Source organism: Nitrospirota bacterium, assembly GCA_040757335.1.
Lineage (GTDB): Bacteria > Nitrospirota > Nitrospiria > 2-01-FULL-66-17 > 2-01-FULL-66-17 > JBFLXB01.
Genome location: JBFLXB010000047.1, coordinates 1 through 19,766 on the forward strand (window position 1 = coordinate 1; position 19,766 = coordinate 19,766).

Below are 19,766 nucleotides of genomic sequence, written 5' to 3' on the forward strand. Positions count from 1 at the left end.
TGGGACGCGGGTGCGTCCCGGCCGCTTGGTGTTCTGACCACGACCAGGGAGGGGGTATGAATCTGACGCACGAGACGGTGTTGCACGCTCCATCCCACGAGACACTGTCGGCAAACGGGGTCCATGTGCTCCTGGACCCGGCAAGACCGAACTGGATCGGCACCGATGACCGAGGACAGCGCATCCTGGAGCTGTTTGACGGGACGCGCACGTTCGGTCAAGTCGTACGCACGTACGCCGCCGAGTCCAAACTCGAATTCGCCGCAGCCTGGCAACACGTGGACACGCTGGCCCGCGATGCGATCCGCCGCGGCATGCTCGCGGATCGGCCGATCGTGCGTCCGCCCTACCGGGGTCGCGCTGCACACCTGGGCTCGCGACGCCTGACCGAACTGTGGTTGCACACCAACAATTCGTGCAACCTCGCGTGCCGCCATTGCTTGGTGTCGTCCGGCCCAGACGGCGACCGCGGCTTGCCCACCGACGTGCTCCTGCGCGTGATCGCGGACGCGAAGGCGCTGGGCGTGTGCCGGTTCTTCTTCACCGGTGGCGAGCCCTTCCTCAGAAAGGACATCCTGGGGCTGATCGATGCGACGCTGGAGGACCCCACCGCGGAGTTGGCGATCCTGACCAACGGTATCCTGTTCACCCCCGCGCTGTTGGGTGAACTCGGCCGTCGCGATCCCGCCCGACTCAAGATCCAAATCAGTCTCGACGGCTCAACGCCCCACACCAACGATCTACTGCGCGGCCGGGGAAGTTTCCAGCGCATCGTCCACGGCATCGGCAGCGCAATCGAAGCCCGGCTCTCGGTCACGGTCAGCACCGTGATCACGGACACCAACGCGGAGGACGTGCCCGAGGTCACCCGATTGGTGGCTCGCCTGGGCGGAACCGCGCACCACCTCCTCTGGCTGCACAAACGCGGACGAGCGGAGGACGGCGTGGATCGCACACCCCCGGTCGAGCGCGTCATCGACGTGATCCGCCGGTGCCGCGAGGTCGGCCGCGGGCTCGGCGTAGTCGTCGACAACCACGAAGCCGTGAAAACCAGACTGCGTTATCCCGCGGGCACCAAGCGCGACCTGGCCAGCGCCGGTGTCTCCAGCCTCTGCGTGTATTCGGATGGCCAAGTCTACCCCTCGGCCGCGATGGCCAATGTGCCAGCGCTGGCGTGCGGCTCGATCCTCGAGCGACCCCTGCACGACATCTGGACGTCGAGCACGGTGGCGCGCGCGTTCGCGTCGGCCACGGTCGAAGACAAGGCGATCTGTCGGACCTGCCCGCTCAAGTTTCTCTGCGGCGGCGGCGACGTCGAGCACGCCTACTTCTACGGCGGCTCGATCAACGCGCATGACCCCTACTGCGATCTGCACCAAGCCATGATCGCCGACGCCCTGCAGGAGCTGACCGAGGAACGCAAAGCCCTCGTGACTAACCGCAAGTCGGGCTTCTCCGCGCCGATCGTCTACACAGGCATGGGCGAGGCCGCGGTCACGTGCGCAACCGACGAGACGCCCGGCGAAGTGCTCACCAGCCGCTCGGAGTGCGTGCTGACGTTCGACTTGGACGCCCCGCGCAAGGTGGTCCGCGAGTTTTACGGCAATGCGGCCGAGACGACGCAGGAAGAGTTGTGCTGCCCGGTGCAGCCGAACCCCGAAGACCTTGCCCACATCCCCAAGGAGGTCGTCGAGCGTTTCTACGGCTGCGGCTCGCCGGTGGGCGCGGCCGGGATTCAACCCGGCGAGACGACCCTGGATCTGGGCAGCGGCGCGGGCATCGACGTGTTCATCGCCGCGAAGAAGGTGGGACCCACGGGCCGGACGATCGGCGTGGACATGACGCCCCAGATGCTCGCGGTGGCGCGCGACGCGCAGAAGGACGTGGCCAGCGCGCTGGGCTACGACGTGGTGGAGTTTCGGGAGGGGTTCCTGGAGCAGATCCCGGCCGAGACCCAGTCCGTTGATCTCGTGACCTCCAACTGCGTGATCAACCTCTCGCCCGACAAGCCCCGCGTGTTCGCGGAGATGTGGCGGGTGCTGAGGGACCACGGCCGGATCGTGATTGCTGACATTGTCGCGGATCAGGAAGTCCCGCCGCACCAACGCCAGGATCCCCGGCTGTGGGGCGAGTGCATCAGCGGCGCACTGACCGAAGAGGAGTTCCTGGCTGCGCTCGAGCGCGCAGGGTTCTACGGCCTGCAGGTGTTCAAGAAAACGTTCTGGAAGGAGGTCGAGGGGTTCAAGTTTTACTCGGTCACGGTGCGCGGCTTTAAGTTCGAAAAAACCGCGGGGTGCGTGTACGCGGGCCAGACCGCCACGTACCTCGGGCCGTTCAAGGGCGCGAGCGACGAAGAGGGCCACTGGTTTCCGCGCAACGTGGCCGTCGAGGTGTGTACCGACACCGCCGCCAAGCTCTCGCACGCGCCGTACGCCGGGTTGTTCACGGTCACGGGTCTGACTGCTGAAATCCATCCCACGGCCGCAGGCTGCGATCCCGCCACAGGGTGTTGCTGATGGCGACCATCCTTCTGCTCGCCATCGCCGTCGTTTGGCTCGCCTACGCCAACGGAGCCAACGATAATTTCAAGGGTGTCGCTACGTTATTTGGATCCGGCACCCGTGACTACCCTACCGCGTTGCGCTGGGCCACGGTGACGACGGTGGCAGGCTCGCTGGCGTCGATCGTGATCGGAGCCGGGCTCGTGGCCACGTTTTCGGGCAAAGGTCTCGTGCCCGACGCGGTGCTCGCGGACCCGGGCTTCATGCTCTCCGTCGGATTCGCCGCGGCTGGAACGGCTCTGTTGGCCACTCGATTCGGCTTTCCGATCTCGACCACACACGCCCTGGTCGGCGGTCTGGTGGGCGCGGGACTCGCCGCGCAGGGGACGTCCGGCGTCAACCTCGCTGCGCTCGGCGCGACGTTCGTCGCGCCGCTGCTGATCGCTCCCGTCGTCGCCGCTGCGCTGACCGCCCTCGCGCACTGGACGCGTCGCGCCCTTGGCGTGTCCCGCGACACCTGCGTGTGCATGGGCGATGAGGTCCGCGTGGTCGCGCCCGAGCCGCGCGGAGGACTCACGGCGGCCGCGGTCGCCGCGCCGTTGCCAACCCTAACCGTAGGCAGCGCCGAGGCGTGTGCAGAACGCTACTCAGGCCGCGTGGTCGGGATCAGCGTGCAGGCGCTGTTGGACCGGCTGCACGTCCTCAGTGGAGGCGCGGTATGTTTTGCGCGGGGCCTCAACGACACGCCCAAGGTCGTCGCGCTGCTCGTCACGGCGCAGGCGCTGCACGTGCCGCTCACGTCGTTGATCGTAACGGTCGCGATGGCCCTAGGCGGCTTGATCAGCGCGCGAAGGGTTGCTGAAACCATGAGCCAGCGGATCACCCCGATGAACCATGGCCAGGGATTCACGGCCAACCTGGCCACGGCCTTTCTGGTCATCTGGGCCTCGCGGTGGGGGCTGCCCGTGTCCACGACGCATGTGTCGTGCGGGTCCCTGTTTGGAATCGGCGTTGTGACCGGACAAGCGCGGTGGGCCACGATCGGGGCGATCGCGTTGGCATGGATGACGACGCTTCCGGTAGCCGCTGCGCTGGCCGCAGGCGCTTACCTCATCGCCGGCTGACGTCTCACCGCGTCAGCGCCGTCGGCGCTCGATCAGTTCGACCTCGTATTTCTCCGGCGCGTCGATGAACGCGAAGCGGGACCCGGATGAGCTGGTCGTCGGTCCATCAGTGATCGGGACGCCGTGTTTGGACAACTCGGCGATGGTCGCGTCCAGGTCGTCCACCTCGAACGCCAGATGGACCAAATCCGGTTGGACCTCCACCGGCCCGCTGGCGGGGTAGGAACAGATTTCGATCAACTCCTCGCTGCCCGCGGCCTTGAGGAACGCCAGCTTCGACCCGCGCGGCGAGGCGTGGCGCTCCACGACCTCGAGCCCCAACACGTCGCGGTAAAACGCCACGGTCCGCTCCAGGTCATTGACCCGCATCCGGGTGTGCAGGAGTTTGAGGACCTTCATTGGGTTTGGAATCGAAGCGTCCGTTCTTGGATGTCAGTTGTCCCGTTGATACCACAAACAACGAACAACGGACAACAGCGCCCCCCGTCACCTCGGTTCGGTCACCGTCGCCATACGATCCGGGGTGACGAGATTGTTGCCCCACACGCGTCCGGAGGGAAACTTCACCTCCACCGACACCGGGCCGTTCCACGTACCCAGGCCGAACTCGACCGGGAGCGAGTGCTGATTGCCGGTCCCCTTCCCGCCCTGCACCTCGGCCATCTGCCTGAGCGACCCCGCGGTCACGGTCACGCGGGCCCCGATCGCGGACCGATTGCTCGCGGTCCCCACCGCGCGGATGTGAATCCAGTGGTTCGTGTTTCCGTCGTTGCGTAACAACCGTACCCCGTCCCAACTCCCGACCGCAAGGTCCAGATCGCCGTCCCCGTCGATGTCGGCATAGGCCGCGCCCCATCCGTTGTCCACCCCGGCTCCCGCCAGCCACGTCACGTCCGTGAAGGTTCCGTTCCCGTCGTTGCGATACAGCGTGCTGCGCCGCCCCGCGTAGATCGCGGTCACGTAGAGATCCGGATCACCGTCGTTGTCGTAGTCGCCCCATGCGGGTTCGCTCGCGGTCTCGTCGAACACCAACCCGGCGGCGTCAAAGTGGTCGTCGAAACGCGGGGGCGAGCCGCTCTCATTCACCAGCAACTGGCTGAGATCGGAATAGCCGATGTAGCGCGGATGCGCCAGGTTCGCCAGAAATGCGTCCAGGTCGCCGTCGCGATCGAAGTCAGCCCACTCAGCGCCGATCGAGTGTCCGAACGCGCCTTCCTGTTCCTGGCCCTCGACCCCGGCGGCTCGGGCCACGTTCTCGAACGTCCCGTCGCGCCGATTGCGCCAGAGGAAATTGGGGTCCAGGCGATAGTTCGTCACGAGAATATCCGCCCACCCGTCGTTGTCGAAATCGCCCCAAGCCACGCCGCGGCCGCACATGGGCTCGGCGCTCACGACTCCGGCCGCCGCACTGACGTCCTCGAACCGCACGCCGCCGGCGTTGCGCAGCAAATGATCCGGCTCGCAGATCCCCAGACTCACGGCACGATTGCGCGGCAGCTCGTACGCCGCCACGTAGAGATCGACGAACCCGTCGCGATCGTAGTCCCCCCAACCCGCGGCTTCAGCGGGAACGCCGCGCGAGAGGCCTGACGGCAGCCACCCGTCCGGCGAGTGGAACGCGGAGCCGTCGCGATTGATCCAAATCGCCCCGTCCGCGCCCTGCACGCCGGGTTTACCGTTCCCCGTGGTGAACAGGTCCAATCGGCCGTCATTGTTCACGTCGGCCCACACCGCACCGTTTCCGCCCGCGTTGGAGGACAACCCCGCGTCCTGAGTCGTCTCCGTAAAGCGGCCCTGCCCGTCGTTGCGAAACAGCCGCCGACCGTCGACAATCAGGTCCTCCGCGCCGTCACCGGTGTAATCGCCCCACGCGACTCGTCCACCCTTGATCCCGGCCAACCCCGTCTGCTCGGTGACGTCGGTAAAGGTGGTCACCCCGGCGTCGCGGGCCGCGGACCGCCACGGCTCCGGATCACCCACCGCAACCACGCCAAGCTTCACGGCCAGGCGCGTGAAGGCCACCGGGGCGTCCTCCACCAGCGTTCCCGCCTCCAGCGAGGCCTGATAGGCAGCCAGCGCTTCGCGCTGCGAGCCCTGGGCCTCGAGCCACCGCCCGCGGTGGTACGACAGCCGGTGATCACGGGGCAGAAACCGCTGCGCGCGCTCGAACGCCGCGTTCGCTTCCTCGAGGCGACCGAGTTGGAAGAGCCCCCAACCCAACGTGTCGTGGTACCGCCCGCGCGCCTCATCCAACATCTGTTGCCACCGGGTCATCGTGACGTACGGCAACTTGTCTCGGAGATCGGGCTTGTCCAGCGCCGTCAACGCCTGTTGGACGCGGGCGAGCGCCCACTCCAGGTCCACGCCGCGGTCGATGGACCAGTAGCCCGCCGAGAAATTGAGATTGCGGTTCTCCGCATCCCGCCGGAGGAGACGCCGCGCTTCGCGCCGAAACTCCTCCACCGGCCGCTGCCGGGCCGTCCAACTCAGGTGATACTGATACAAGAGATTTCGATAGACCGATTCCGGGAACGCGCGAAGAAACGCGTCCACCAACCGTCGGCGCTCCGGCGCGTCAGCCTCGGCCAACACCGCCTCGAACACCTCCACGTCCAGGTCCTCACCGGTCTCGCCTCTCGGGGGATGCTTCAACAGCCGGAGCAGCACCTGGTCCGCCGCCGCGGAATCGTTCAGGCCGTCGTAGCCGTTGTACGCCGCGATCAATCGCGACGCGCGGCGCGAAGCGCCGGCGAGCCACGCATCCACCTCCCCGCGCACCTCGGTTTGGACGTCCTCCGAATACCCGGCCTGCATCAGGCGGGCCGCCCACCACCCGGACCGTGCCTCGTGGTTCTCCGCCTGCACTTCCAGCGCCGCGGCATACTCGCCCACCGCGTCGTCGTATCGGCCCATACGAAAGTAGGCGCCGCCCAAGCGTTGATGCAGGACCGAAGCCCGTGGTTCAAGCTCCAGCAGGGTTTCGTAGCGCCGCACCGCCTCGGCGTGGTCGCGTCGGTACATCGCGGCGTCCCCCTCCGCGATGGCCACGCGAATCCCCTCGGGAACCGCGGTCGGCGGATTCAGCTCGGTCGCGGGAGCGCACGCAGCCGCCAGTGCGCTGAAGACGACGATGAGAAGGCGGCTGGTGATTGCGGACGGTCCCGGGCGTCAGGGGTTGACCGAGATGATCCCCCACATCTGGAAGTGGATGGCGCAGTAGTAATAGTAGGCCGTGGGGTTGGTGAACTGATGTTCGAACGAGGTGCCCGGATCCAGGCGGTGGTAGATCTCCAGTTCTTTGCCGTTGGACTCGGGCTTGGCCGTCACGATCATGTGCATCTGGGTATCATTGTTGGACCATCGCACACGGTCGCCCTGGCTGATCGAAAGCGCCTGGGGAGCGAAGAGGAAACTGTCGGCCGCAATCGACACCTGGTGCACGGCCGATTCGTCCGGTCTCGCCGCCGACGCCGTCATGAGGACGCCCAAGGCAGCGGCCGCGGCGACGAGCCGCTTCACTCCGGTCACGGACAATGCCCCATCGCGGATGCGGTTATACCTCAGACGCGCGGAGCGGGTCAACTCGGCGCTTTCGCGACCTTTATGCCGCGACGCCGAATGCGGTCTGGTCGATCGGCCAGGTGAAGGAGAAAACCGCACCGGCGCCTTGGGCCGACCGCACGTCTACCGCGCCCCCGGCCTGCTCGACGATCTTCTTCACGATTGCCAACCCCACCCCGGTGCCTTCGACGTCCACGTCCTGTAGTCGCTGGAAGATGACGAAGATCTTGTCGTGGTACCTGGGATCGATCCCGATGCCGTTGTCCGCCACCTCGAACCGCACGAATCGCTGCTCGTACCCGCAACGGATGGAGATACACGGCGCCGGCTGATCCCCCAGGAACTTGATCGCGTTGCTGACCAGATTCTGAAAGACTTGTTTGAGCTGAATCCGATCGGCCACGACCACGGGCAGATCCCCGACCTCGACGCGGATTCCTCTGGACGTCAGCGTGTCCGTATACAACGCCAGCACGTCTTCCACCAGTGGTCCGACCGCGACCCGTTCTCGGCAGATCGTGGTTCGGCCAACGCGCGAGAGCGTCAACAGGTCCTGGATCAGGTCTCCCATATGAACGACGTTGCGTTGGAGACGACGCAGGTATTGCCGTCCCTGATCATCCAGTCGGTCGCCGTAGTCCTCGCTGAGGATCGCGGCCAGGCCCTGCAGGGCGACCACCGGACTCTTGAGATCGTGCGACACCGTCGACGTGAAGGTATCCAACTCCTGGTTGCGCCGAGCGAGTTCCGCCGTCCGCTCGCTGACGCGCGCTTCCAGCGTGGCGTTCGCCCGGTTGAGCTCCGCCAGTTGACTCCGCAACGCGTCGGCCATCCGGTTGAACGCCGACGCCAAACTCGCCAGCTCGTCGCGACCGCTCACCTCAAGGCGGGTGGGCACCGCGACGTTCCACTCGCCGTCGGCCATTCGTCGGGCCGCGTGTGAGAGCACGCGAATCGGTCCCACCAGGGACCGTGCGATCAACAAACTGATGAGCACAGCCAGGACCAGCGCGGCGCCGAACAGCCCCCACGCCGCAACGACCGTCACCGTCAGCCGACGCCGGAGGTCCGCCGTACTCTGCAGCACCATCGCGTCGAGACTGTCTTCCAAGCCCGCCATCTGACGGTCGATTTGATCCGCCACCGTGCTGAAGGCGAGAAACGAGTCGACGGAACGACTCTGCCGGAGGGCGGCGAACGCGTTCGCCAACCGCCGGCTCAGGATCTCGAGCTGTTGAAGATCTTGCAGCAAACGCGGACGCACGGTGGAGGAGGCCAGCGCGGTCAGGTGCCGTACCTGGGGCTGAATGCCGCCCAGTTCTCGGACGATGTCGGCGCCGATCGACTGGGCGCGCTCAAGCGGAGCCCGGTCCCTCGGATCGATCAAAAGGCGGAGTGCGATGGCATCCATCTCGACCAAGAGGTGATCGACGCGACCGGTCATTGCCTTCTCCTGGATCTGCACCGCGTCGATGGTGGCGACCATTTCCCGAACCCGAACCAGTTGAACGCCGGCCAGGATGACCGCCCCTCCCATGCAGGCGAGAATCGCCGAGAAGCCGAGGATCAGCCGTCGCCGGATCGGCAGCCGACGAATGGCGCGAACCCCGAACCAGTCGTTGAACGCAGCCCGTCCCGCCACGGATTACGCGACCTCTTCGATGAGGGTGGATCCCGCGTGCGACGTGTTCGTGGGAAGCGTTTCGGTCAACGGTTCGAAGACCAGGGCCCGTTCGGGACGGCGGTCGACGAGCAGGGCGTTCATCGCCGTCGCCGCCCCCCCCGGGTCAAGCCCTCGGCCGGGTGGACAGCCGATTGATGAGGAACCAATACTGTTCGATCTGTTGGATCTTCTCGGAGAATTCGTCGAATCGAACGGGTTTGGTCACGAAGCTGTTGGCTCCCAACTCGAAACTCCTGCGGACCTCCTCCTCCCGCCCCGAGGTCGTCAACATCACGACTGGAATTACCCGCAGGGTCGGATCGCCCTTGATCTCGCTGAGCACCTCCAGCCCGCTGCACTTGGGGAGATTGACGTCCAGCAGCACCAGACCAGGGAGCGGCTTTCCGGCGTGGTCGGCATAGGCGTTCCGGCGGTACAGCAAGTCCATGGCCTCGATGCCGTCGCGAACCCATAGGACGGAATTGGCCAATTTGCCCTTGCGCAGCGTTCGAATCGTCAACTCGGCGTGGTCCGGGTTGTCTTCCACCAATAGAATGTCAACTTTCTCCTGCGTGTCCATACCCCCTCGGCGGTGCGCCCCAAGACCATCATACCGGGACCCTCGATTTTGTCGAGGGAAGAACCTTCATGGTAGAATACGGCCGGTTTAGAAGTCATTTGAACCAACACCACCGTCGAGGAGGGCACCGCGCACCGATGAAAAACTTGAAGGGTCTCTTGTTGCTGGTTCTGGCTAACACGCTGATTTTCATCACCCTGTCGATCACGTTCACAGTCCTGGTCCAGATCGTCCTACCCGCGTTCGGGATCGATCTCCGGGGATCCGTCAACCAGTCGTTGTTGCTGTGGTCTTTTGTGATCGGATTCGGCGGCGCCTTCGTGAGCCTCCTGACGTCCAAACACCTCGCTCGAGCCGGGCTCCGGGCGGTTCGCATCACCCAACCGAGGACCACGGAGGAACAACTCGTGTACCGCGCGGTCGAGGACCTCTCCCAGCGATTGGGGATTCGGATGCCGGAAGTCTGGATTTACGACTCCCCGGATCCCAACGCGTTCGCGACCGGTCCCAGCAAAAACAACGCGATGGTCGCGGTTTCCACCGGGCTGTTGCGGCAACTGGAACCCCGCGCAGTCCAGGCCGTGTTGGGCCACGAAATGGGGCACGTGTTCAACGGTGACATGTTCGCCACCACCGTGCTCATGGGATTGATGAACACGTTTGTCTATTTCATCAGCAACGTGATCGCGCGACACATCGCCGAGCGCAACCAGATGCTGGGGTTCGTGGCGTATTTCTTCATCCAAACCGTGCTGTCGTTCTTGGCCATGATCCCGATCTGTTACTTCTCGCGCCGACGCGAATTTCGCGCGGATCGGTACGCCGCACAGGTGTATGGCGCGGACGCCATGATTTCCGCGCTACAGGGAATCGACCGCTTCGTCCGAGGCTCCCGCGTTCAGTATTCCACGCAGGACGCACTCGCCACAATGAAGATCTCGGGCGCGAGCCGCGGGTGGCTGCACCTGTTTGCCACCCACCCACCGATCGAGGCGCGGATCGCGGCGTTGCAGCACGTGAGGTAACAAGCGCCCCTCAGGCGGCACGCCGCGAGGAATCATTGGTTCGCAACAGCGTCGTCAGCTCCTCAGCCGGACGCGGGGGGCTCACCAGATAGCCTTGAATCGCATCGCATTGCTGCTGCGCCAAGAACGCTGACTGCTCGTCCGTCTCCACCCCTTCCGCCACCACGGTCAGCTTGAGACTGTGGGCCATCGCGATGATCGCGGTGGCGATCGCGGCGTCGTCGGCATCGGTGGTCACGTGCCTAACGAATGATTGGTCGATTTTGATCGTGTCGATGGGAAACCGCTTCAGATAGCTCAGTGAGGAATACCCGATCCCAAAATCGTCCATCGCCACCCGGATGCCCATCGCGCGGAGTTCTCCCAGCGTGGCGATCGTCCGGTCCGCGTCTTCCATTAACAGGCTCTCGGTCAGTTCCAGTTCAAGCCACCGCGGATCAAGACCCGTCTCGCGCAAGACGCGCGCGATCATGGCCTTGAGGTCCGGCTGCTGAAACTGACGTGCGGACAAGTTGACCGACACGGGGAGCGACGGGATCCCTTGGTCCTGCCACCCCCGGTTTTGAGTGCAGGCCGCCCGTAACACCCGCTCGCCGATCGGCACGATGAGACCGGTTTCCTCGGCCAGGGGAATGAACCTGGCCGGCGACACCAATCCCCACTCCGGATGCTGCCAGCGCACGAGCGCTTCCACCCCGATGATGCGCCCCGTCCCAAGGCGCACCTGCGGTTGGTAGTACACCACGAACTCGTCGCGTTCCAAGGCGTGGCGCAAGTTGCTTTCGAGCGACAGCCGTTCAAGGGTGCTGACGTTCATCGCCGGAGAATACAACTGGTACGTATTCCGGCCTTGGTCCTTGGCGCGGTACATGGCCGCGTCGGCGTTCCTCAACAGCACGCCGGCCTCGTCCCCGTCGTCCGGAGCGATGCTGATCCCGATGCTGGTCGTCATGAAAATCTCGTGGCCATCCACCACGAACGAGGCGCGCAACGCGGCGAAGATCTTCTCCACAACGATCACCATGTCGCTCGCCTTCGCGATCTCCGGCAGTAGGATCGCGAACTCGTCGCCGCCGAGCCGGGCCACGGTGTCCCCGTTGCGAAGACAGTCGGTCAATCGTTGCGCAACGGTCGAAAGCAGTCGATCACCGCTCTCGTGTCCCAAGGTCTCGTTCACGAGCTTGAAACGGTCCAAATCCAGCAGCAGCACCGCGAGGGGACGCGCGGTCCTGCGCGTGCGAATCCGAACCAACGCCTGACTGATCCGGTCCATGAACACGGCCCGGTTCGGCAGGTTCGTCAGCAAATCGTGGTGCGTCATGTGATCAAGACGCGCCTCCCACTCGCGCCGCTCGGTGACGTTGCGAAAGATAGCGTGCGTCGCGACCAGTTGGCCATCGGAATACCGGGCCGTGACGTTGCCCTCCACCAGGACCGTCCGCCCATCCTTGGCAACCAACTCAGCCTGAACGAGCTCCACAGGTGCGCCGGACAGGAGCCGTTCAAATACCTGCTGGCAATGGGACAGCGACTGGGGGGCGATCACCTGAAACAACGTGAGCGACGAGACCTCCTCGGCGCTATAGCCCATGGTCGCCAACCAGGCCCGGTTCACGAAGAGGAAGCGGCCGTCCGGCCCCACGCTCTGAATCATGTCGTGGGCGTTCTCAATCAGGTTGCGATACCGATCCTCGCTCTCCCGACGCGCCTCCTCCGCCAACCGTCGTTCGGTGATATCCGTGACAAACCCCTCCAACGCGAGCAGGTCTCCCTGCACCGAAAACACGCCCTGTCCTTGCTCCCACACCCACCGCTCGTCGCCGGCTGCTGTGCGGATCCGGTAGACCAGCTCGAACGGTCTCTTCGCCTGAATGTTCTCCTGCACCTTGTTCCACACCGGCTGTTGGTCATCCGGATGAATCAAGCTGCCATACATGACACGCTGCTGGAGAAACGCATCTGCGGGGTAACCAGTGAGCGCAAGCGCGCCTTCGCTCGCGTACTCGATCGTCCAGTTCGGATCGTTGGCGCAGCGGTAGACCATCCCGGAGAGGTTGCTGATCAGCGTCGAGAGGCTTCGCTGGCTTTCGCGAAGCGAATCCTCCACCCGCTTGCGTTCGGTCACATCGTCGACGACCAGCAACAACCGGGCTCGGTCGGGCCTCTGTTCGGTCGCCTCCTGGGTTGAGCGCAGAATGACGGCCAAGGTCATCTGAAGGTGCCGCGTCCCCTGTTTGCCGACCAGCTCGACATCGAGCCGCGACTGGGACTCACCGACGCCCAACACTCGGGCCACACGATCCCACCAACTGACACCGGGGAAGAACGCCTCCAGCGGCATGCCCACCGCTCGCTCTGGGGAGACGTCAGCGATTTCAAGAAACGTGCGACTCGCAAAGAGCACGCGCAGATCCGCCGACAGGACCACCACACCAGACGGAATGTTGGCCACGATTTGCTGCGCGTGAGTCTGCAGGTCCGCGATGGTCCATCGATCAATGTGGTGATAGGTATCCAGGGTGAGTCCGATGTCGAAGAAGACGATCTTCACCAACGCCGTCACCGTGTCGATCGCCTTTTGAGGATCGTTGGACGCCAGTCCCCAGGCTTCGGTCATCAACCCCGCGAGATACTTGTTGTACGCGCCAAGGTACCACTTGGGGCCCAGACCAATCCGATGGTGGGCGGCGCCGACGTGGATCCGGTGATGGACGTAGTCGGCTCCGTACCGGCCGGCCGTCAGGCTATCAAAGTAGGCCGCCTGGCGGTGCTTGAGTCGCTCAACGGTCGAGGGATCGGACAGGAGCTGCCGCGTTTCCTCAAAGGCAAGCAGATGCGCGTAGAACGCGTCGACAAATTCCGCTGGTTTGGCTGTCAAGCGCGTGTGCAGGTCTCGGAGGAGTTCGACGTCGCGGTCCGTGAACTCCAGGAACGCTTTGCGGCGCTCGATCTCCCACTCATCCACCCCCATCGTGCGGGCGATGGTTTCAGCGATCTGGAGGAGGGACATGGTGGCCAACCGATGGAACGATGTGGCCACCGACGGTTTCTGGTCTGACGGCAGAGTAGGTTGCGGTTGCTGGTTGGAGTCTGTGTCCGGCGTCATCGCTACCTACCCCCCGACGGAGCGGGCCCAACAAGCGCGATGCCGGACCACCAGCTGCTTGATCATGCGTCCTCCCAGTGATTCCGCTCGGATGCGTTCCCAAGTCTACCCGCGAACGGATTCCTGACAAGGCAGCCCCTTGAAGGTCGAGAACCACGGATGGGAGAACAACTATCGCGCACACCGATTGACAAGGTCTCCGTCCCTCCCTATCATCGGCCTCCCGTGTGATCCAGATGTCCCGACAGTGACCGGTTGACACCGGGAACGACCAAGGAGTAACATTTTGTTACCTGTTGGCCCACCCCTCACCGCGCCTGAGTTGCGTCTGGTCCTCGATCAGGTGCTGGCCAGCGAAGGAGGGCTGGTCTATGGGACGAGCCTGTTTGAGAAACTGGCCCAGCGTGGGGTCTCGGTGCTCGATCTCCTGCATGTGTGCCGCCGCTGGGAGGTCTTGCGCTCCACACGGTTTGGATACGGCGAGTGGCGGTACCGGATCGAGGGGCCGAACCTGGACGGGAAGTGGATGGCCGTGGTGCTGTCGGTTCGATCCGAGCCGCCGCGGGCCGTAGCGATCACGGCATTTCGATTTGCGAGAGGACGGAGAAGGCGATGACGTGTCCCCAGTGCGGTCAACCGCTCCCCCGCCCCGAAGTCGTGCGGCTGTATCACTACCGCGAATCCGGGCTCGACAACGTGTACCTGAAAGACATCACTACCTACCGGTGCGCCTGTGGCGAACGGGTCATCAAGATCCCCGCCGTGGAGCACGTTCACGACGCGATCGCCGCCGAACTGTTGTCTAAGTCCTCCCTGCTGACCGGAGCGGAGTTTCGCTTCCTCCGCAAGTGGGCGGGCCTCACCGCGCCCGAACTCGCCTCCGCACTCGGCATCAAAACCCGGATCACGATCTCTCGCTGGGAAAACGATAAAGCGCGGCTCACGGCCGCGGCGGACCGTGCCATACGGCTGTTGGTGATGCGGATGAAAGAAGACGCGCTCAACCGGCGGCTCTTCGAGCACGTGACCGTCGCTGAACAGTTCCGCCGGATCGCACCCACGGCGCGACGGTTTCGGATCACGATTGCTTCTAAGGACCTGAACGGGGCAGCGGCCATCTCACCGGGTAGAGCGCGGCGGGCGAAGACCGCGTGAGCGCTTCGGCTCTCGCCTCGGGCGACGCCGCAGCGAGGTACGCCTCCCACGCCGTCTTTAGCATCGCGTGACGGCGCTCCAGCCGCCGTAGGCGCTCTTTGAGCATCCCCAGACATCGCCGCAACGCGGCCTGCTCTGTGCGCGAGAATCGCCCGCCTCGTGGCCGATTCTCAAAGAGCGACAGAGTGTGCCGGAGATGCTGGCGCTCGCTCTTCATCGTGTCCCGCCTTTCCTATCGGGCCGAGTCGTGTCGCCACGCACTGTCGGCTCGCCGTTCCGCCACGGTCTGCTCGCCGAAGCGTCGCGGATTCCCGCACATCCAGCAGCTACAGCCCTTGCGAGTACGGGCGAGACGGCCGATGATGCGGGCTCGGTCGTGCTCGTCGGCAAACTTGTCGGCCAGCTTGCACTGATACGCCTGCACCCGCTTCTTCAGGCTGGACAGGTGATGGCGTCTGAGGGCTCGGCTTCTCACGTCGAAAATCGTATCAGACCTGTCGGACGACTACAATCCGTTCCGGTCAGTTCGATTTCAGGAGCGAAATACTCTGCAACACCTGGCGATCCTCGCCGACGAACATCACCGTATCGAGCCGTGGAACACGGTCCACTTGAATCATGACATAGGGCTGTGTGACGACCGCCGCCAACACGCGACCCGGAGGGGGACGCGCCACGCGAAGGCCCACGCGCACCACTCCACCCTCCTGTGAGACCCGCGTGACGTGGAGGGCATACCCGGCAGTGGGTTGTTGTCCCAGCACCGCCAGGATGCTCCCGTTGCTGCGTCTCTCGTCCCCATGATGACTGTTCAGAACGGCACGATGTCGTCGAGTACGTTTCTCACTCCGAGATCGACCGGGGTCGTCTGTCCAGCCACCACGACTATCGGGTCCGCACCCGTCGCAGTGAACGCTTCGCCGTCGGCATCTCCAAACACGCCGTTCCCGTTTTGATCAACGCCGGCAACCACAACGTAGATTCCCACCGGAACCGATGAGAACGAAAAGTTATAGAGTTGGCTCACGACCGGCGTCGTGACGGATGATTGCACCGACACTTCTCCGTGCGAATCGACCCTGAGCAGTTGGACCGTCATCGGCCCGATCGCGGGAAGCGGCGGATCGGGTCCCACCTGGAACCCAAAAGGCACGACAAAGGTACCGCCGTTTGAGGTCAATTGCACGATCCCAAAATACTCCCCGTTCGGGAGCCCCGTGGGATCGACGGTGATGGTCACCTTACAGAACGAGGCGTTCAGCGTCGCGCAGGTGGGATCATCGTCAAACGTAGCCGACACCGCGGGAAGCCACGACGTGTCTTCTGGGTCCACCACCTCGACGGTCCCGCCGGACAACGTTAACGTTCCGCCCCCCGTATTGGCGACAAAGACATACCCCTCCGTCGCGGTCGTAAGCTGCTGAAAATTCACGAGCGATGGAGACGGGTACGGCACCGGAATTGACGGCAACCCGACCCCTTGGGCCGCGGCCACAGCGGCGCCTGCATTCACCAACCCCCATCCGAAATCAGCATCTCGCCCGGCTGCGCCGAGATCGTCTGCCGTTGATGAGAGTATCGTTTCCACCTCCGACGGCGTGAGACTCGGATTGACCGAGAGCATGAGGGCGACCACGCCAGCAATGTGCGGAGCCGCCATCGAGGTCCCCTGTTCGAACTTATAGGCCGTCTCACCCGGATTCGAGACCGGCCACGTGCTGAGAGTCCCCGCGTGAATCGCGTCGACCATTTCACCACCTGGAGCGGCGATAAACACATACGGCTGCGACCCGGAATACGACGCCTTCTCCCCCAACGGATCGACTGCACCGACCGTGATAACGCCCTGGCAGGAGGCCGGAGTTTCTACGGGATTCCCGCTTTCAAAGTCGTTGCCCGCCGCAACGACAATGACGACACCAGCGTTCCTGATGGCGTTGATGGCGTCCTGATACGACTGGCTGCAAGCTCCTTCACCCCCGAGACTCATATTGATCACGTTGGCTCGCTGGGGAGGCACGGTACCAGACGAGTTGGGAAGTCCTGCGGCATACAGCATCCCGTTGATAATCGCCGTATCCGTTCCTTCTGTCGGCGAGAGCACCCGGATCGGCATAATCTTGGCGTTCCACGCTACGCCCGCCATGCCCACGGTATTGTTTCCGATCGCGGCGATCGTCCCGGCTACGTGCGTCCCATGAAAGCTGGAGAGCGCGGTGAGCGGTTCGATGGGGTCCGATGTGTTGCTCACGAAGTTGTACCCCGTATTGAGCACGTTTGCGTTCAAATCCGCGTGGCTCCGAATCCCGGTATCCAGCACGGCCACGATCACCGACGAATTTCCGGTGGTCAACTCCCACGCCGAGGGAAGATTGATCATACTCAGATCCCACTGTAACCCTACGCTGTACGCCGGGTCGTTAGGGATCAGGTGGGGTCGGCGTATCCCATTCGGTTCAGCGTACTTGACGGACGGCTCCATCTTCAGCGTCGCGATGGCATCGGCGGTCTGCTGGTGCGCCTCGTCCGTTGATAGTGAGGGGTTTCGGTACGCGCGGGTTCGTAAGACATAGGGGCCGTTGGGGTACATCTGCCCCGCGTTCGTCAGGTTCATGTCCTGAAACTTGTTCAGGATCGCTGAGAGGGCCTCGTGATCGTCAATGCCGTCGCTGAAACGCACGATGATCTCGCCCGGAACGAAATCCATCGAAGGCTGAGCAGGGGCCGCTGCCCGTGCTGAGGCCGGAACGATCACACTCGTAACCTGAAGCGTTCCGGCAATGGCCCCCACCGCGGGGGGCGATGAACTGTCACCCCCTCCGCCATTACAGCCCGCGACTCCGATCGCGGCGAGGACGGTGACGAGGGCGAAAAGGGAGACAGGACGCCGGAGCGAGATGCCTGACGAAGCGTTCAGCGAGAGTCGTGTCATGAGCGTGTCCCTCCTTGTCGTCGGTCAAAGGTGTTGATCGGGTGAGGCGCAGAGACGCCGCACCCACCCGATGAGGCGTTCGAGATCCCCAATTGCCTGAAGAACAGCCGGTCGTCCGCGGACTGTTGGCGAAAGACCGCTTGCAGCGCGGTCAGTGGCCGCTGCACGCCATTCGCGATCGTGAGATAAGGCTTGGGTCCTTGCGCCCCCGGCCACTCCATCACGCGTTCGCCACGCCCATTTGACACCTGAGCGTGGACGGAACACGGCACAAATGCCCCAAGAGGCCCTGCGCGGCGTTGATCCCCTCGGTCGGAGAGGAATTGCGGCTCCGGTTCCAAAAACCCATATCGGGTTTTCGGTACATCCCCACGTCGGTCCTCGCCGGACGGCGGCCGACGCCCGCTGCGCTCCGACCTTACTCATAATATTTTCCAATACGCGTATCCCCATTGACCCGGTATTTCCCGTCGAGTGTGTCTTGGTCTGTCTTATAGGGAATCCGCCAGGTGACCCCCAGTTCGCGTAAGACCTCGCGCACCCGCTGTACATCCCCTTCGTCGGCAGCATCATACGTGTAAACACAAATCACCCGCGCGTTGGGATCTTTCGCAGTTACCCTTGGCTTCGCGGTAGCGACCTTTGAGCGATCGCCGAGCCTCCCCGCTTCTGTCGCGGCTTTAATCACCGCCCATACGCGATCGATCTCGCGGACGGGTACGAAGATCAGCCATTTTCCGCTTCGCGGGGTAGCGGCAGGATAATGCCCGGTTGCTCGCTCGGCATAGAGCCAATGGACTTCCGTGACGGTTGACGGCGGCTGATCGGCGTACGGTTTGGCCAGATCGCGTTGTCGGTGCTTCTGGGCTTCATGTAGGAGTATCGCGTCCCGCTCCATTCTTTTCCGCGCGTCGCTGAGGCCCTTCCCTCGACGCGTTGAGCGGGTGGCTCGGGCTTGGCTAGTGCGCCGCATCGCCGGTTCGGAGTGTGAAGGTCAGCGGGACGCTCTCAGCCGTCCCTGCAATTCGCCCATGATGTCCCCTTCCACGGCCTCGTCGTTGCCCGTGATCACCCATTCGTCGGTCAGGACATTCAGCTCTTGCTTCTCCGCTTTGACCTTGACCCGAAAAGGATTGCGCTCTTCCACCCGAACGATGACGCGGCTTTTCCTAATGGGCGCATTCAGAATGTCCTTGCCGGTGACTTTCCATTCGGTTCGGAGATACCCCGACTGCGCATCCGACGTCTCAAGATCGAACCGCTGCGTGACCGCGTTGGTAACGATCGACCACGCACGATCGTACGACATCGCCACATCGGGCACGGTCTTCCATGAGGCTTCGCGTGCTGTAACACAGGCAGTCAGCGTTAGCGCAAGCGTGACCGCTTTGGCGAGCCGCATCACCCTCAGTTTTCCCCCACTAATGTGTGTCATTGGCTCCCTCCTGCGTGTGCGCGTTCGGTACATCTTGGAGTTGTTATGCGTCACATGAGAGTGACCCTACAACCAGCAAAAGGACCCGGCTCCAGGCTCATTCGGTAAAACTTAGTCCTTCACATATAATCTGTCAATAAAATACAGTGTGTTAGATTATGTTCTGAGCCTCGCGTTGCCGGTATAGTCGGGGCCTTGTGAAGCCGAAGGCCCTCATCGGACGACGCATCAAGACGCTGCGAACGCGGCTTCGCCTGACGCAGGATCAGCTTTCAGAGCGCGTGGGGATCAGTCCGCAGTACCTGAGCAACATCGAACGCGGGCGGGAGAACCCCACGCTCGACACACTCCTCCGGTTAGCGGAGTCGCTGAGGGTGCAACCGTGGGAGATGCTCGTGGTCGATTCGGAGATCCCTGACGCTCAAACGATGCGGAAGACAATCGACCGATTGGTGAAGGAGGCAGCCCCCGAGCAGTTACGGGAGATCGTGAAACATGTCCAGGCAGCGCTGCACTGAAACGAACGCCCTACTACTGTCTCTGCTCTCTGAGAAAGCTATTGAGTTTTGCGTAAGTAATAGAACATCTATTGCCACGGGGCTGATGGGAGATCCGATGCGAGGACAAATGAGCGGAGCTTCTCTCCCGAGCGGCGGACACGGCGGGCGCTGGCATGCAGGTGGA

Annotated in this window: 17 protein-coding genes; 6 read left to right on the top strand and 11 right to left on the bottom strand. The window is 63.6% G+C overall.

The window, feature by feature from the left end:
- The first annotated feature begins 56 nt into the window (after positions 1-56).
- Positions 57-2,516 carry a methyltransferase domain-containing protein gene (locus tag AB1451_16240; GenBank protein ID MEW6684445.1) on the top strand — a complete coding sequence of 820 codons (2,460 nt, stop codon included), beginning with the start codon at positions 57-59 and terminating at the stop codon, positions 2,514-2,516.
- Entirely contained in the window at positions 2,516-3,625 is a 1,110-nt protein-coding gene (locus AB1451_16245) for an inorganic phosphate transporter (GenBank protein MEW6684446.1), read from the top strand. The genes AB1451_16240 and AB1451_16245 overlap by 1 nt, the downstream gene beginning before the upstream one ends.
- 12 nt (positions 3,626-3,637) lie before the next feature.
- On the opposite strand, the gene AB1451_16250 is transcribed toward AB1451_16245, so the two are convergent.
- From AB1451_16250 to AB1451_16270, 5 genes are all read right to left on the bottom strand, one after another.
- Positions 3,638-4,024 carry a VOC family protein gene (locus tag AB1451_16250; GenBank protein ID MEW6684447.1) on the bottom strand — a complete coding sequence of 129 codons (387 nt, stop codon included), beginning with the start codon at positions 4,022-4,024 and terminating at the stop codon, positions 3,638-3,640.
- 87 nt (positions 4,025-4,111) lie between these two features.
- Positions 4,112-6,673: an FG-GAP-like repeat-containing protein gene (locus AB1451_16255; protein ID MEW6684448.1), complete on the bottom strand. Its 2,562-nt coding sequence runs from the start codon at positions 6,671-6,673 to the stop codon at positions 4,112-4,114.
- Positions 6,674-6,793: 120 nt separating this feature from the next.
- Entirely contained in the window at positions 6,794-7,153 is a 360-nt protein-coding gene (locus tag AB1451_16260) for a plastocyanin/azurin family copper-binding protein (protein MEW6684449.1), read from the bottom strand.
- Between the two features lie 73 nt (positions 7,154-7,226).
- On the bottom strand, positions 7,227-8,828 hold the full coding sequence (locus AB1451_16265; GenBank protein MEW6684450.1) for an ATP-binding protein: 1,602 nt from the start codon (positions 8,826-8,828) through the stop codon (positions 7,227-7,229).
- Positions 8,829-8,973: 145 nt separating this feature from the next.
- Positions 8,974-9,429 carry a response regulator gene (locus AB1451_16270; protein ID MEW6684451.1) on the bottom strand — a complete coding sequence of 152 codons (456 nt, stop codon included), beginning with the start codon at positions 9,427-9,429 and terminating at the stop codon, positions 8,974-8,976.
- Positions 9,430-9,566: 137 nt separating this feature from the next.
- Between AB1451_16270 and htpX the strand changes: the two genes are divergently transcribed.
- Positions 9,567-10,454 carry a protease HtpX gene (htpX, locus tag AB1451_16275; GenBank protein ID MEW6684452.1) on the top strand — a complete coding sequence of 296 codons (888 nt, stop codon included), beginning with the start codon at positions 9,567-9,569 and terminating at the stop codon, positions 10,452-10,454.
- Positions 10,455-10,464: 10 nt separating this feature from the next.
- On the opposite strand, the gene AB1451_16280 is transcribed toward htpX, so the two are convergent.
- On the bottom strand, positions 10,465-13,494 hold the full coding sequence (locus AB1451_16280; protein ID MEW6684453.1) for an EAL domain-containing protein: 3,030 nt from the start codon (positions 13,492-13,494) through the stop codon (positions 10,465-10,467).
- A 352-nt stretch (positions 13,495-13,846) separates the two neighbouring features.
- Between AB1451_16280 and AB1451_16285 the strand changes: the two genes are divergently transcribed.
- Together AB1451_16285 and AB1451_16290 are read left to right on the top strand one after the other, a co-directional pair.
- Positions 13,847-14,176, top strand: coding sequence for a hypothetical protein (locus AB1451_16285; GenBank protein MEW6684454.1), 330 nt, complete (start codon positions 13,847-13,849; stop codon positions 14,174-14,176).
- Entirely contained in the window at positions 14,173-14,715 is a 543-nt protein-coding gene (locus tag AB1451_16290) for a type II TA system antitoxin MqsA family protein (protein MEW6684455.1), read from the top strand. Before AB1451_16285 ends, AB1451_16290 begins: the two co-directional genes overlap by 4 nt.
- Before the next feature lie 232 nt (positions 14,716-14,947).
- Here the strand turns inward: AB1451_16290 and AB1451_16295 are convergent, their stop codons facing one another.
- The 5 genes from AB1451_16295 to AB1451_16315 form a co-directional block, all read right to left on the bottom strand.
- Positions 14,948-15,190, bottom strand: coding sequence for a hypothetical protein (locus tag AB1451_16295; protein ID MEW6684456.1), 243 nt, complete (start codon positions 15,188-15,190; stop codon positions 14,948-14,950).
- Between the two features lie 46 nt (positions 15,191-15,236).
- The gene (locus AB1451_16300; GenBank protein ID MEW6684457.1) at positions 15,237-15,479 is read right to left on the bottom strand and encodes a protease complex subunit PrcB family protein; all 243 of its coding nucleotides are present in this window, start codon (positions 15,477-15,479) and stop codon (positions 15,237-15,239) included.
- Between the two features lie 47 nt (positions 15,480-15,526).
- Positions 15,527-17,422, bottom strand: a complete 1,896-nt coding sequence (locus tag AB1451_16305; protein MEW6684458.1) for a S8 family peptidase — start codon at positions 17,420-17,422, stop codon at positions 15,527-15,529.
- Positions 17,423-18,065: 643 nt separating this feature from the next.
- Positions 18,066-18,545: a putative phosphothreonine lyase domain-containing protein gene (locus AB1451_16310; GenBank protein ID MEW6684459.1), complete on the bottom strand. Its 480-nt coding sequence runs from the start codon at positions 18,543-18,545 to the stop codon at positions 18,066-18,068.
- A 96-nt stretch (positions 18,546-18,641) separates the two neighbouring features.
- Complete coding sequence (locus AB1451_16315) at positions 18,642-19,082, bottom strand: hypothetical protein (GenBank protein ID MEW6684460.1); 441 nt, start codon at positions 19,080-19,082, stop codon at positions 18,642-18,644.
- A gap of 197 nt (positions 19,083-19,279) precedes the next feature.
- Between AB1451_16315 and AB1451_16320 the strand changes: the two genes are divergently transcribed.
- Entirely contained in the window at positions 19,280-19,600 is a 321-nt protein-coding gene (locus tag AB1451_16320; protein MEW6684461.1) for a helix-turn-helix transcriptional regulator, read from the top strand.
- The last annotated feature ends 166 nt before the right edge of the window (positions 19,601-19,766 follow it).